The organism is Exiguobacterium sp. CH10 (assembly GCF_018617635.1).
GTDB classification, from domain to species: domain Bacteria; phylum Bacillota; class Bacilli; order Exiguobacteriales; family Exiguobacteriaceae; genus Exiguobacterium; species Exiguobacterium aestuarii_A.
The window spans coordinates 532,744-546,675 of sequence record NZ_JACSKO010000001.1 but is presented as its reverse complement, the minus strand read 5'-3'; the positions used below and the strand labels follow the sequence as shown (position 1 = coordinate 546,675).

General features: G+C 47.6%; 10 protein-coding genes, 1 pseudogene and 1 riboswitch. Of the genes and pseudogenes, 9 read left to right on the top strand and 2 right to left on the bottom strand.

The window, feature by feature from the left end:
* Positions 1-43: 43 nt before the first annotated feature.
* Positions 44-186, bottom strand: a riboswitch (FMN riboswitch).
* Between the two features lie 98 nt (positions 187-284).
* Together KNP04_RS02820 and KNP04_RS02815 are read left to right on the top strand one after the other, a co-directional pair.
* Positions 285-641 (top strand): HesB/IscA family protein, encoded by a 357-nt coding sequence (locus KNP04_RS02820; RefSeq protein ID WP_074033519.1) that lies wholly within the window; start codon positions 285-287, stop codon positions 639-641.
* Between the two features lie 112 nt (positions 642-753).
* Complete coding sequence (locus KNP04_RS02815; protein ID WP_214874594.1) at positions 754-1,608, top strand: NAD-dependent epimerase/dehydratase family protein; 855 nt, start codon at positions 754-756, stop codon at positions 1,606-1,608.
* Positions 1,609-1,647: 39 nt separating this feature from the next.
* Here KNP04_RS02815 and KNP04_RS02810 read toward each other — a convergent pair whose 3' ends face one another.
* Entirely contained in the window at positions 1,648-2,625 is a 978-nt protein-coding gene (locus KNP04_RS02810) for an NAD(P)/FAD-dependent oxidoreductase (protein WP_074033516.1), read from the bottom strand.
* A 263-nt stretch (positions 2,626-2,888) separates the two neighbouring features.
* On the opposite strand from KNP04_RS02810, the gene KNP04_RS02805 reads away from it, so the two are divergent.
* From KNP04_RS02805 to KNP04_RS02780, 6 genes and pseudogenes are all read left to right on the top strand, one after another.
* Complete coding sequence (locus KNP04_RS02805; protein WP_214746276.1) at positions 2,889-4,100, top strand: NAD(P)/FAD-dependent oxidoreductase; 1,212 nt, start codon at positions 2,889-2,891, stop codon at positions 4,098-4,100.
* 127 nt (positions 4,101-4,227) lie between these two features.
* Positions 4,228-4,545 carry a YuiB family protein gene (locus KNP04_RS02800; RefSeq protein WP_012726819.1) on the top strand — a complete coding sequence of 106 codons (318 nt, stop codon included), beginning with the start codon at positions 4,228-4,230 and terminating at the stop codon, positions 4,543-4,545.
* Between the two features lie 115 nt (positions 4,546-4,660).
* Positions 4,661-5,494 (top strand): glucose PTS transporter transcription antiterminator GlcT, encoded by an 834-nt coding sequence (gene glcT / locus KNP04_RS02795; protein ID WP_481804559.1) that lies wholly within the window; start codon positions 4,661-4,663, stop codon positions 5,492-5,494.
* A gap of 221 nt (positions 5,495-5,715) precedes the next feature.
* A pseudogene (gene ptsG / locus KNP04_RS02790) lies at positions 5,716-7,215 on the top strand (glucose-specific PTS transporter subunit IIBC); the annotation flags it as partial.
* 136 nt (positions 7,216-7,351) lie between these two features.
* Positions 7,352-9,391 (top strand): glucose-specific PTS transporter subunit IIBC, encoded by a 2,040-nt coding sequence (ptsG, locus tag KNP04_RS02785; protein ID WP_214746287.1) that lies wholly within the window; start codon positions 7,352-7,354, stop codon positions 9,389-9,391.
* A 127-nt stretch (positions 9,392-9,518) separates the two neighbouring features.
* Positions 9,519-10,352 carry an aldo/keto reductase gene (locus KNP04_RS02780; protein ID WP_214874592.1) on the top strand — a complete coding sequence of 278 codons (834 nt, stop codon included), beginning with the start codon at positions 9,519-9,521 and terminating at the stop codon, positions 10,350-10,352.
* 50 nt (positions 10,353-10,402) lie between these two features.
* Here the strand turns inward: KNP04_RS02780 and ptsP are convergent, their stop codons facing one another.
* On the bottom strand, positions 10,403-12,121 hold the full coding sequence (gene ptsP / locus KNP04_RS02775) for a phosphoenolpyruvate--protein phosphotransferase (protein WP_074033510.1): 1,719 nt from the start codon (positions 12,119-12,121) through the stop codon (positions 10,403-10,405).
* Positions 12,122-12,446: 325 nt separating this feature from the next.
* Here ptsP and KNP04_RS02770 point away from each other — a divergent pair, with 325 nt between their 5' ends.
* Positions 12,447-13,889 (top strand): leucyl aminopeptidase, encoded by a 1,443-nt coding sequence (locus tag KNP04_RS02770; RefSeq protein WP_214874591.1) that lies wholly within the window; start codon positions 12,447-12,449, stop codon positions 13,887-13,889.
* Positions 13,890-13,932: the final 43 nt, after the last annotated feature.

The following is a 13,932-nucleotide window of genomic DNA, read 5'->3' as shown; positions in this document are numbered from 1 at the left end:
AAAAGTCCACGTCAAAGAAAACATCCGGATATCGGTCGGATGCCGCCATCTTCTCCCATCCAGACTGTACTGTCGGCTTTCGAATCTCACGAAATCAGCAAGCAACGCCTTGCTCGCTCACGGGCTGAGAAGAATAAATTCTTCAATACCGCCGGTCGGGAATTTCACCCTGCCCCGAAGATGGAACGATTTAATTTTTTTTGTTACAGTTTAGTTATACAAGATAATGCACAAAACTACAAGTCAATTGACTTGAATTGAAGATAAAATGAGGAGGAGTTCAGATGATTCATTTGACAGAATCAGCAGCACTTCAAGTACAAGAGATGATGAAACAGACCGAACGCCCGGATGCACAATATTTGCGAGTGAAGGTCCAAGGTGGCGGATGTACAGGACTTTCATATGGAATGGGCTTTGATGAGGAAAAGACGGATAAAGATATTCAATTCGACCATCACGGCGTCCGCGTCATCGTTGCGGAAGTCGATCACGGTGTCGTCGATGGGCTTGAGATTGACTACAAGCAATCGATGCTCGGTGGGGGATTCACGATTAAAAACCCGAATGCCATTGCTACATGCGGTTGTGGTTCGAGTTTCCGGACGGCGACGAACGCCGGGACACCAGGAGAATGTTAATTATTTTAGACTATGGAGCGCCATAGTCTTTTTTTTGTGCGATTCGACCAGTTACGGAACGTCGGGGAAAGGGAATGTAGGGAAGAGAATCGTATTGAAGGGGGCTAGGCTGATGAGGAAAGTATTGATTTTTGGAGGATCGCGCTATTTCGGGAAACGACTTGCCTTACGACTCGCGGAGGCGGGGGACGATGTGACGATTGTGACGAGGGGACAGTTGCAAGTACCAGAAGCCGAAGGGATACGGTCCATTAAAGGAGACCGACAATCGGTCGCGACGATGAAAGACTTGGCACGAGAACGGTATGACCTCGTCTACGACAATATTTGCTTTACCCCGTATCAGGCAAAAATCGCCTCGGATGCGTTTATGGACAAAGTCGGAAAGTATGTCCTGACGTCTACAATGTCGGTATACGCGCCGGGACCTGATTTAAAAGAGAGTGACTTTAATCCGCTCCATTATGAATATCATCTAGAAGCCGAGCATGACTACGGACAAGGGAAGCGAGAGGCAGAGTCGTTCTTCTTCCACCGAGCTTCGTTCCCAGTTGCGACCGTACGCTTACCGATTGTCCTCGGACCAGATGATTATACAGATCGACTCAAGTTTTATGTGGACGCGATTCGCAACGAGGAACCGATTGTGTTGCATCGTCCAGAAGCGAAAATGGGCTTCATCTCGAGCGCGGAAGCAGCAGCATTTTTAGAATGGGTGGGACGTGCGAACGTGACTGGACCCTTCAACGCTGCGAGTGACGGTCTCATCTCCATGGGTGCTTTAATGGAGCGAATCGGGCAACATGTCGGAAAACCTGTCCATATCATAAAAGATGGGGAGTCGTCCCCATATGATTCGGACGTCGACTATTACATGTCGATTGCTGAAGCGAAAAAGGCGGGCTTCGTGTTCACGCAACTCGATGACTGGATTGACCGGGTCATCATTCAAACGATGCGGAAATGAAAAAATCCTCTGTGGACACAGTCCACAGAGGATTGATCATTATTTCCCGGCAAATACAGATGTCGAGTGTTGCGGGTGACGGGCAGTCGGATCCACAAGTTGCTTCACTTGGTTGATGGCAATCGGTGCTTCACCGAAACCTGTTGCGATCAGCTTCACTTTTCCTTCATATGTGGCGATATCACCGCAAGCGAAGATCCCGGCAACTGTTGTTTCCATGCGTGAGTCGACACGGATTGTGTTCTTCTCAAATTCCATTCCCCAATTCTTGATTGGACCAAGAGATGACACGAATCCGTAGTTACAAATCAAATCATCAATCTCAACGATTTTTGACTCGCCGTCTTTATCCGTCAATTCAACAGATTCGATGTGTGTCTCACCTGAGAGTGACTCGATGTTGTACGGCGTAAGGACATTAATCGTCGATGCCTTCATTTGTTCGACCGTGTGTTCGTGAGCACGGAAACGATCACGGCGGTGAACGATGTGTACTTCTTTTGCGATGCCTTCGAGCATGAGTGCCCAGTCGACAGCAGAGTCGCCACCACCGGCAATCATGACGCGGCGATCACGGAATTTCTCCATGTTATCGACAAAGTAATGAAGGTTTGCGTAATCTTCGCAACCGTCAAGACCGAGTGGACGAGCCGAGAAGGCACCGTTTCCAGCAGTGATGATGACCGCTTTCGTATGGTACTCTTCTTTATTCGTCGTTAAAACGAACGTGCCGTCCTCGAGACGTTCCACCGTTTCAACGGTTTCGCCGAGGCGATAGTCCTGCTCGAATTGATCAGCCTGTGCTTTTAATTGATCAATCAAATCCTGTGCTTTCACTTTCGGGAAGCCAGCGATATCATAAATATATTTTTCAGGATAGAGCGTTGACAATTGACCGCCGAGTTGCGGTAAACTTTCAATCAACGTCGTATCGAGTTGGCGCATGCCTGCATAAAATGCGGTGAACAGTCCAACCGGACCTCCACCGATGATGATTACATCTTTCGTCGTCTTCATCGAATTCCTCCTCAAAGCGTATACATTTACTATAGAGAGTTTATTGAATTAAATCCATTCAGTACAAACATGCAACACTTTCAAAAAAAATTCAAGAAGATAAGCTTTTCCATTGAGAATTCAATTTAAAGAGCGTACAATGAAACAGAAGCAATTGTGAACAGATGTTGAACAAGAATGGGCTTTATTGTGAACATCTATGTGAAGAAACACACAACATAGTTGTTCAAAAAAACAAAACTTTAAACAAGGTGGAAATGAACATGAAACGACCTAACATTGTTATTCTTGGCGCGGGCTTTGGCGGACTCATCACAGCCGTCAACCTTCAAAAGACACTCGCTGCAGGTGACGCGAACATCACGCTCATCAACAAGCATGATTATCACTACCAAACAACTTGGCTTCACGAACCAGCTGCTGGAACGATGAACCCAGACCAAGCACGCATTTACATTAACGATATTGTGAACCCATCACGTGTGAAACTTGTCAAAGGGATCGTCGATCGCGTCGATACTGCTGCGAAACAAGTCACGCTTGAAGATGGTTCTGTCGTCGAATACGACTACGTTGTCATCGGCCTCGGCGGTGTACCGGAAACATTCGGTATCCCAGGCTTGAAAGAAAACGCCATGACAATCAGCTCATTGAACAGCGTTCGTAAAATTAAAGAGCACATCGAGTACTCATTCGCTCAATATAAAACAAACGGTTCTTCTGACAGCTCGTTCGTAACGATCGTTGTCGGTGGTGCTGGATTCACAGGAATCGAATTCCTCGGTGAAATCGTCAACCGAATCCCAGAGCTTTGCAAACAATATGACGTACCACGCGAAGCTGTTCGCATCGTCAATATTGAAGCAGCGCCAACGGTTCTTCCAGGTTTCGACCCAGAACTCACAACGTACGCGCAGAAATGGTTGGAGCGTAACGGTGTCGAGATGAAACTCGGTAACGGAATCAAAGGTGTTGAGCCAGGTGTCGTTACGTTTGGTCCACTTCAAGGTGACACGACGGAGACGATTCATGCCAACACGATCATCTGGACAGGTGGCGTAAGTGGTAGCCCGATCATCGAAAAATCAGGATTTGAAGCGGTTCGTAACCGTGTCATGGTGGAAGCGGACAACCGTGCACCAGGTCACGACAACGTCTTCATTATCGGTGACTGCTCGGCAGTCATGGACCCTGCTTCGAACCGTCCATACCCACCGACGGCACAAATCGCAACACAACAAGCGCACAACGTTGCGAAAAACATCGCGGCACTCATCAATGGCAAATCGACTTCGAAGTTCACTTACGAGAGCAAAGGGACAGTTGCTTCACTCGGTCATAACGATGGAATCGGAATCGTCATGGGTAAAAAAATCTTCGGTCGCAACGCTTCATTCATGAAGAAAGTGATCGACAACAAACATTTCATCGAATTGAAAAAATACGGACTCGTCCTCAAAAAAGGAAAGTTCTAATTTTCGATTAACGTACGGCTCGTTCTGATTCAGAACGAGCTGTTTTCTTTCGAAATTGTCATAGGAAGTTCTTTGACCACGTCGGTCGAAATTTTGTATAATGGAGAGCGGACAAGGGGGACATCACATGCATATTATCCAAGCAGTCATTGGGGCCGTCTTATATATGACGATTTTTTTCAGTATCGGCTTCATCTTAAATATGTTACTTAAAAAGACGTGGACACTTGTGTTCATTTATCCGATTTTTGTCATCATGATGATTGATAATGTCAAACTTTCGAGTTACGTGACCGAGACGTCAACTGCACTCACGGGAATCTATGAAGGACTCGTCGGGTTGCAACTTCTCGATTTGTTCATGCTCGGTTTCGGGTTGCTTGGTGCAATCTTAGCTGGTGTGACGATTCGTTTCTTACGGAAGAGCGGTTATTCAATGTTTTAAATGGCGACAGAAATGTTCGCCTTTTTTGTTTTGTCCCTACTTTTTTAGGGCATGAACCGATATACTAGATAGCGAAACGATTTTAGTAAGGGATGCGATGCGAATGACATTACCGATGTATACGATCAAAAAAGTGTTGAATAATAGCGTTGTCATTTGTCAACATGATACGGATCCGGAAGTCATTCTACTCGGGAAGGGAATTGGCTTTGGTAAAAAACCAGGCGACCTCGTCGACCCGGCCAGCGTCCCGGAGAAAGTGTATCAACTGACAGATAAAGAAGAACAGTCGCAGTATCAAGAGCTCGTCAAACATGTCGATGAGGATTTTATTGCGTTCATGCAAGAGATTGTCGGCTTTATCGAGACGAGTACGGGTAAGAAAGTCGATGAGCACATTCATATCGGCTTGACCGACCACTTGTTCTTCACGATGAAACGAATCGAGCAAGGGATGGAAGTGACGAATCCGTTTTTACTTGAGACAGAATCACTTTATCCGAACGAATTTGCGCTCGCGGAACGGATTGTCGATATGTTCCATGAACGATTGAACGTACTCCTACCTGATGCGGAGACTGGGTTCATTGCCCTCCATATTCACTCGGCGACGACGTTCAAAAATGTCCTGGAAGTGAATCGTCATAACCAAATCATCGGCCAAATCGTCCAGACGATTGAGAGTCGTTTGAACGTAAAATTGGACCGAACTTCACTCGATTATAAGCGCTTACTTCGGCATTTAAGGTACGCCGTTGAGCGGGTTGCGACGGGTGAGATGGTCGAGGCACCACAAAAAATTGAAAAGGTGTTGCGCGACGAATATCCGCTATGCTATAGTACTGCTTGGGAGCTGATGGGCATCATGGAACGCGAATTAAAGCGTCCCGTCCCACGAGGTGAAGCGACATATTTGACGATGCATCTCCAGCGCCTAACAAGTAGATAAATGATACCACGTGTCTTACGTGTTACTGATTCGATCAGGCATGAGTAAGGAGTGGAACGTTATGTGATTTCTCCGTTGGGAGAGGTCTACGTTCTATCCTTATTCATGCCTTTTCTGTTTTTATAAACGTGATTTATGAAAACGTTTAGATACGTCGGTTGTCTGACATCTACACCGCTATCATATTGTTTATACGTACTTAAAAAAAGGAGGAAATGTTGATGTTTAAGCAGATCTTTGGTGTTCTTCAAAAAGTCGGTAAAGCACTTATGCTTCCTGTTGCGATCTTGCCGGCAGCCGGTCTTCTTCTTGCATTCGGTAACGCAATGCAAAACCCACAACTTACATCACGCGCTGGTTGGTTAACGAACGAAGGCGTCGTGAAATTCGCTCAATTGATGGAGCAAGCAGGTGGAATCATCTTCTCGAACTTGGCGCTCTTGTTCGCAGTCGGTGTTGCCATCGGTTTAGCAGGTGACGGGGTAGCCGGACTTGCAGCAATCGTCGGATTCTTGATCATGAACAAAGTAATGGGTGTTTGGCTCGAACTTACACCTGAAGTGTTAGCTCAAGGTGACCCTGCTTACGCGAACGTACTCGGTATCCCAACACTTCAAACAGGGGTATTCGGAGGGATCATCATGGGTCTTATCGCCGCATGGGCCTATAACAAGTACTTTAATATCGAATTGCCACAGTTCCTTGGTTTCTTCGCTGGTAAACGTTTCGTTCCAATCGTAACAGCAGTTGCAGCAGTCGTTGCTGGTTTCGTCATGCTTTTGATCTGGCCACCAGTACAAGATGGTTTGAACGCATTCTCAAAAATCATGTTGGAAGAAAACCGTACATTCGCAGCGTTCGTCTTCGGTTTGATCGAACGTTCATTGATTCCATTCGGTCTTCACCACATCTTCTACTCACCGTTCTGGTTTGAATTCGGTTCATACACGGATGCAGCGGGTAACGTCGTTCGTGGTGACCAAGCGATCTTCTTCGCACAAATTCGTGACGGTGCTGAATTGACAGCAGGTACGTTCATGACTGGTAAATTCCCGTTCATGATGTTCGGTCTTCCTGCAGCAGCACTCGCAATGTACCATGAAGCACGTCCTGAGCGTAAAGCGGTTGTCGGTGGTCTCTTGGCTTCTGCTGCCCTTACATCGTTCTTGACTGGTATCACAGAACCAATCGAGTTCTCATTCTTGTTCGTAGCACCGCTTCTCTTCGCAGTACACGCAGTATTCGCAGGTCTTTCGTTCATGACGATGCATATCTTGAACGTTAAGATCGGGATGACGTTCTCAGGTGGTTTGATCGACTTCTTGCTCTTCGGAGTTCTTCCAGGTCGTACGGCTTGGTGGCTCGTCATTCCAGTCGGTCTCGTGTTCGCGGTTGTTTACTACTTCGGATTCCGCTTCGTTATCCGTAAGTTCAACCTTAAAACACCAGGTCGTGAAGATGAGGTTGTTGAACAATCAACAGCTACTGGTTCGGAACTTGCACAAGATATCCTCGTCGGTCTTGGTGGCTCACAAAACATCAAGCACCTCGATGCATGTATCACACGTCTTCGTGTAGAAGTTAAAGACAAAGCAAACGTAAACAAAGATGAGTTGAAACGCCTTGGCGCTTCTGGTGTCCTTGAAGTTGGTAACAACATTCAAGCAATCTTCGGACCACGTTCGGATGCATTGAAATCAGAGATTCAAGCAGTTATCGCTTCAGGTAACGAAAAGAAAGCAAACTAATCATCATCTAGACCAATCCTTCGGGGTTGGTCTTTTTCTTTTATATGAAACGGTTTCATCCAAACGTTAGAGGGAAAAAGTAAGTATTCTGACAAAGGAGGGAACCATGATGTGGAAGAAAGTGTTTGGCGTTTTACAACGGGTCGGGAAAGCACTCATGCTTCCGGTTGCGATCTTACCGGCAGCCGGTCTTCTCTTGGCGTTTGGTACCGCATTCCAAAACCCGGACCTCGTTGAATTGCTCCCGTTTCTGGCGAATGACTCACTTGTCCTGATTTGGCAAGTCATGACAGATGCCGGGGACATCGTCTTCGCAAACTTAGGGTTACTGTTTGCCGTCGGGGTCGCGATCGGCCTGGCGAACGGGGATGGGGTTGCTGGTCTAGCAGCCATTGTCGGTTATTTGATCATGAATAAAGTTATTAGCACGTGGAACGGGATTACCGCGGAAATCGCTCAAGGCGACCCGCAGTATGCAACCGTTCTCGGTATCCCGACGCTCCAAATGGGGGTATTCGGGGGTATTATCGCAGGTCTTGTTGCAGCTTATGCGTACAACAAGTATTTCAACATCAAGTTGCCAGATTTCTTAGGATTCTTTGCCGGGAAGCGGTTCGTCCCGATTGCGACGGCCGCATTCAGTTTGATTATCGGGATTGCGCTCGCGTATATATGGCCACCGATCGGGAATGCGATCAATACGTTCTCAAGTACGGTCATCGAGGCAAACGTTGCCTTATCAGCATTCATCTTTGGATTGGTAGAACGTTCCTTGATTCCGTTCGGTCTTCACCATATTTGGTATTCTCCGTTCTGGTTCCAATTCGGGGAATATACGAACCAAGCCGGTGATCTCGTACAAGGTGACCAACGGATCTTCTTCGCGCAACTACGTGACGGCGTCGAGTTCACAGCTGGTACGTACATGACCGGGAAATTCCCGTTCATGATGTTTGGGTTACCTGCTGCCTGTCTCGCCATGTTCCACACGGTTCCGAAAGAACGTCGGAAAGACGTCGAAGGTCTCTATTTCTCAGCTGCCCTCACGTCATTCTTGACAGGTATCACAGAACCAGTCGAGTTCTCATTCGTCTTCGTTGCACCACTTCTCTTTGGAATTCACGCCGTCTTTGCAGGTCTCTCCTTTATGACGATGCATCTACTGAACGTCAAGATCGGGATGACATTCTCTGGCGGTCTCATTGACTATCTTCTCTTCGGAGTCTTGCCGAACCGAACCGCCTGGTGGCTCGTCATTCCGGTCGGACTCGTCTTTGCGGTCATCTATTACTTCGGATTCCGTTTCGCCATTACGAAGTTCGACCTGAAAATTCCTGGACGTGACGTTCAGACCGGCGCGAAAGGGGACAAAGCCGGTATTGGGGACGACTTGCCATATGAAGTGCTCGTCGGACTCGGTGGTCCTGAAAACATTAAACACTTGGATGCCTGTATCACGCGACTTCGTGTCACCGTGAACGACGTCAAACAAGTCGACAAAGACCTATTAAAAGATCTCGGTGCTGCTGGTGTCCTTGAAGTAGGGGATAACATTCAGGCCATCTTCGGACCGAAATCGGATACGCTTAAATCACAAATCGCGACCATCATCGAAGGTGGCGAGTATAAACCGAAAGAAAAAGTTGAAAAAGCGGTGATTACACCGGAAGCGGCTGAACAAGCCGATCATCGCTTCCTCGCTCCGATGTCGGGTGTATTGTTATCACTCGATGATGTGCCAGATCAAGTCTTCTCTGGTCGCATGATGGGAGAAGGATTTGCGATCGAACCAAGCTCAGGTCAGGTCGTTTCGCCGGTGACCGGTCAAATCACGACATTCTTCCCGACGAAACATGCAATCGGCATCTTGGCTGACGATGGACGCGAACTATTGATTCATGTCGGTCTCGATACGGTTAATCTGAAAGGGGAAGGATTCACTTCGAAAGTAGAGGAAGGTGCCCGAGTCGAAGCGGGAGATGTTCTTCTCGAAGTCGATCTCAACGCGATTCGAGATAAAGTACCATCACTCATCACACCAATCATTTGGACGAACGGAGACGGAAAAGTCGTCGTCGTACCGTTCGGTGAGACGGTCGTCGCTGGAGAAGCGCTCGACTTTAGAGCCGATGATAGAGGTCCAGAATAACCAATTTTCACACGCCGCTCCAGTAATGGAGCGGCTCTTTTTGTATAGTTACTTCAATGTGCCTTATTCCGGAAAGTGAGAATCCCCTTTATAGTGAAGAAGAATTCTCACGAAAGAAGGGGTACAAATGAAACAATCTATAGAGTTGAATCACGGTCAGAAAGCCATTCCTACCATCGGACTTGGCGTCTTTAAAGTAGAGGACGGAGATACGGTCATCGATGCTGTCGTGGAAGCGATTCGTCAAGGATACCGCCACATCGATACGGCAGCTGTTTATGAGAACGAGGAAGGTGTCGGAATCGGAATTCGAAAAGGAATGGAGATGGCGAATATTTCCCGGGATGATTTGTTCATCACCTCAAAACTTTGGAATGCCGATCAAGGGTATGAATCAGCCCTCGCTGCGTATGAAGCTTCACTCGAACGCCTCGGCTTAGAACAATTGGATTTGTATTTGATTCACTGGCCGGTGGAAGACAAAATTGTTGACTCTTGGCGCGCCCTTGAACAATTGTATCGCGAAGGACGTGTCGGAGCGGTCGGTGTGAGCAACTTCCAGATTCATCACCTTGAGACATTGGCTGCAAACAGTGAGCTCGTTCCAGCCGTGAACCAAGTCGAGCGGCATCCGCTGCTTCGTCAAACGGAATTAGCATCGTATATGACTGAGCACGGCATCGTACCGGTTGCTTGGGCACCGCTCATGCAAGGTGGATTGTTCGAACAGCCTACGTTAGTTACAATCGCGAAAGAAGTGGAGCGTTCTGTCGCTCAAGTGATATTGCGCTGGCACCTTCAGACAGGGTGGGTCATCATTCCGAAGTCGGTCAAATCGCATCGAATCGAAGAAAACTTCAGCCTGCATGATTTTGAATTGAGCAAAGAACAAATGGAACGGATCGACGCACTCGACCAACATAAACGTGTCGGTCCAGACCCGGACGACTTCGATTTTTAAATAGTATGTAAAAAAAGTCCTTCTCTCGCTCGAGAGAAGGACTTTTGACGTTACTTTTTAATGTCAAACTTTTCGCTAAGGAAGTTCACGACTTCTTCAGCTGTGTCCATGTTGAGGACTTCGTTGACAATCGATTCTGTTTCTGTCTTCGTCAAGCGTTTCACGAGGCTACGTGCACGGAGGACGCTTGAAGCTGACATCGAGAATTCATCGAGTCCAAGACCGAGAAGGATTGGAATCGCGAGTTCTTCTCCAGCCATCTCTCCACACATGCCGACCCATTTGCCAGCTTTGTGTGCTTCTGTGATGACGTTATGGAGAAGGTTCAAGATGGCAGGGTTGAACGGTTGGTACAAGTAAGATACTTTTTCGTTCATGCGGTCAGCCGCCATCGTGTATTGAATCAAGTCGTTTGTACCGACTGAGAAGAAGTCGACTTCTTTTGCGAATTGTTTCGCCATGACAGCTGTCGATGGAATTTCAACCATCATCCCTGTTTCGTATTGACCGACTTCGATTCCTTCTTCTTTCAACTTCGCTTCTTCTTCAAGAAGAATAGCTTTCGCTGCGCGGAACTCCTCAAGTGTCGCAATCATTGGGAACATGATTGCGAGGTTACCGTGAGCTGATGCGCGGAGAAGGGCACGAAGTTGTGTGCGGAACAAATCTGTTTCCTCGAGGCAAAGGCGAATCGCACGATAGCCGAGGAACGGGTTCATCTCTTTCGGGAGGTCGAGGTAAGACAATTCTTTGTCGCCACCGATATCGAGTGTACGGATGACAACTTGCTTGCCTTCCATACCTTCAAGAACCGTTTTGTATGCTGTGTATTGCTCTTCTTCTGTCGGGAATGTTTCAGAGTCCATGTATAAGAACTCTGTACGATAAAGACCGATTGCATCTGAACCGTTTTTCAAGACGCCTTCTAAGTCGTTTGGCGTTCCGATGTTCGCTGCAAGCTTCACTTTATGACCGTCAGCAGTGACAGACTCTTCGTTGACGAGTTGCTTCAACTCTTCTTTGTAAGCTTCGAAATCAGCACGTTTGCCTTCGTACTCTTTGACGAGGTCTTCAGAAGGGTTGACGAACACGTCACCTTCCGTACCGTCGATGATGACGAGGTCACCGTTTTTGATTTCTTCAAGGGCCACTTTCGTACCAACGACCGCTGGAATTTCGAGTGAACGTGACATGATGGCAGAGTGTGATGTACGTCCACCGATGTTTGTCGCGAACCCTTTGACGTATTTACGGTTGAGTTGTGCCGTGTCTGAAGGCGTCAAGTCTTCAGCGATGATGATCACTTCTTCTGAGATCGATGCAGGTGTCACGAATGTCACCCCAAGAATGTGTGCCAAAACACGTTTTGTCACGTCACGAACGTCAGCTGCACGTTCGCGCATGTATTCGTTGTCCATCGATTCGAAAATCATGATCATCGTCTGTGCGACTTCATCAAGTGCTTTCGCAGCGTTCATGTTTTCGCTTTCAATTTTATCGTTCACTTGCGAAACGATTTCTGGATCCTCAACGATTAAAAGGTGAGCTGAGAAAATCTCGGCTTTGTCTGGACCAAGTTCACGAAGCGTGTGCTCGCGGATTTCTTCAAGCTCCGTTTTAGATTGTGCGATTGCATCTTGGAAACGTGCCTTTTCTGCAGCGACATCTTCAATCTTGTGTGTTGGGATATCGAATGAAGGTGTCTCCATGACGAATGCTTTTGCAACTGCAATCCCTGCAGATGCACCAATACCTTTAATGTGTGACATAAGCGTAGTCCCTCTTTTCAAAGAAATAGTGTACTTTCCTGCCTCGTTACTTCATACCCGAAAAGAAAAAAGAATTAACGAGAACGAAGAAAGTTAAAGTAGCAACGGTCTACGACTAGGGGAAGCCTCGACCAGTCAAATTGGCCTCACTTCACGATGAAGAGAAGCCCGATTGCGTACTTTCTTATCCTATCATAAAATAAAACAACGTCACAACGAGGAGATAGCCCACGAATTCGAAGATTTCTTGACTCTTACGCATACTATTTCATTATTTTGGAGAAGTTCGCTATGCTTACCATATATAAAGAAGGGAAGTGGCAAGATGTATCAAATTGCTCAATTAAATTGGACAGATTCATATGACACGATGATTGTTGGAATCGGTGCGGCCGATTCGATCGACGAAGGGCTCGACACATTGTTCGGTGGACGAGTGAAAGCACTCATTCAATCAGGAGACCTTTCGACGAAAACAGGAGAAGTGACGTTATTGCCGACGTTCGCCGGGGAAACGGCACGCGTCTTGTTTGTCGGACTTGGACAACGAAACGACATCACGACAGAGAATGTACGGAACTGGTTCGGGAAAGTGGCGAAGCTCGTCTACGCGCGTGGATTAAAGGACGTTGCAGTCGCACTCGACACGTTCACAAACGACGCGGCTCGCATTTTCGCAGAAGCATTTGAAATGGCGACGTATGCTCATCCTACATACAAGTCAGAGCCGAAACAAACGGTCGAAGAGCCAAACATCACACTTCTTGGGGATGTGTCACAAGAAGACATCGATGCAGGTGTCGCTTATGGGAAAGGGGTCAATGTCGCCCGAACGTTGACGATGATGCCGGCTAATATTTTGACAGCAGAGACGTTGGCGGATTATGCGGTAGAATTAGCGAAACGTCATGATTTCAAATACCGAGTGTTAGAAAAAGAAGAAATGGAAGGGCTCGGAATGGGTGCACTCCTCGCCGTAAACCAAGGCTCGACGATCCCGCCGAAATTGATCGTGTTGGAATATCGTGGTGCAGAGGAAGAAGCTCCGATTGCGGTTGTCGGAAAAGGCGTCACGTTCGATACAGGTGGCTATTCAATCAAGCCGAAAGACGGCATCGTCGGAATGAAAGGCGATATGGGTGGTGCGGCTACTGTCCTTGGACTATTCGAGACACTCGGACGCACACGACCGAATAAAAACGTCATCGGAATCATCGGTGCAACAGACAACATGATTTCAGGCGATGCCTTCAAGCCGGATGATGTCATCACGGCGATGAACGGCAAAACAATCGAAGTACTCAACACAGATGCGGAAGGGCGCCTCGTTCTAGCGGATGCTGTCACGTTCGCGAAAACGTATGAGCCAACAGCAATCATCGATGTGGCTACACTTACAGGTGGCGTACTCGTCGCGCTCGGTACGGACGTGACGGGATGTCTGACGAACGATGATACCCTCTATCGCTCACTCGAAGAAGCGAGTCGCGAGACGAATGAGCTCGTTTGGCAAATGCCATACTTTGATGTGTTCATCGACAAAGTGAGAAAATCAGAAGTAGCCGACTTGAACAACTCACCTGGTCGGTTCGGTCACATGATTTTCGGTGGAGCATTTGTCGGCGAGTTTGTCGGCGATACACCGTGGCTTCACCTCGATATCGCAGGAACGAGCGAACGTGCGGCAGCGAACGACCTCGGCCCGAAAGGCCCGACTGGTGTCATGGTCCGAACGCTTGCACGGATGATTGAAACGTGGGAGCGCTAAGAGCGCTCCTCTTGATCGGTTTGGCGATTCTGTGTGGCTTTGC

Excerpts from the sequence above, each read along its gene's own strand:
- KNP04_RS02820 (WP_074033519.1), top strand. The coding sequence starts at position 285 with ATGATTCATTTGACAGAATCAGCAGCACTTCAAGTACAAGAGATGATG.
- KNP04_RS02815 (WP_214874594.1), top strand. The coding sequence starts at position 754 with ATGAGGAAAGTATTGATTTTTGGAGGATCGCGCTATTTCGGGAAACGA.
- KNP04_RS02810 (WP_074033516.1), bottom strand. The coding sequence starts at position 2,625 with ATGAAGACGACGAAAGATGTAATCATCATCGGTGGAGGTCCGGTTGGA.
- KNP04_RS02805 (WP_214746276.1), top strand. The coding sequence starts at position 2,889 with ATGAAACGACCTAACATTGTTATTCTTGGCGCGGGCTTTGGCGGACTC.
- KNP04_RS02800 (WP_012726819.1), top strand. The coding sequence starts at position 4,228 with ATGCATATTATCCAAGCAGTCATTGGGGCCGTCTTATATATGACGATT.
- glcT (WP_481804559.1), top strand. The coding sequence starts at position 4,661 with ATGTATACGATCAAAAAAGTGTTGAATAATAGCGTTGTCATTTGTCAA.
- ptsG (WP_214746287.1), top strand. The coding sequence starts at position 7,352 with ATGTGGAAGAAAGTGTTTGGCGTTTTACAACGGGTCGGGAAAGCACTC.
- KNP04_RS02780 (WP_214874592.1), top strand. The coding sequence starts at position 9,519 with ATGAAACAATCTATAGAGTTGAATCACGGTCAGAAAGCCATTCCTACC.
- ptsP (WP_074033510.1), bottom strand. The coding sequence starts at position 12,121 with ATGTCACACATTAAAGGTATTGGTGCATCTGCAGGGATTGCAGTTGCA.
- KNP04_RS02770 (WP_214874591.1), top strand. The coding sequence starts at position 12,447 with ATGTATCAAATTGCTCAATTAAATTGGACAGATTCATATGACACGATG.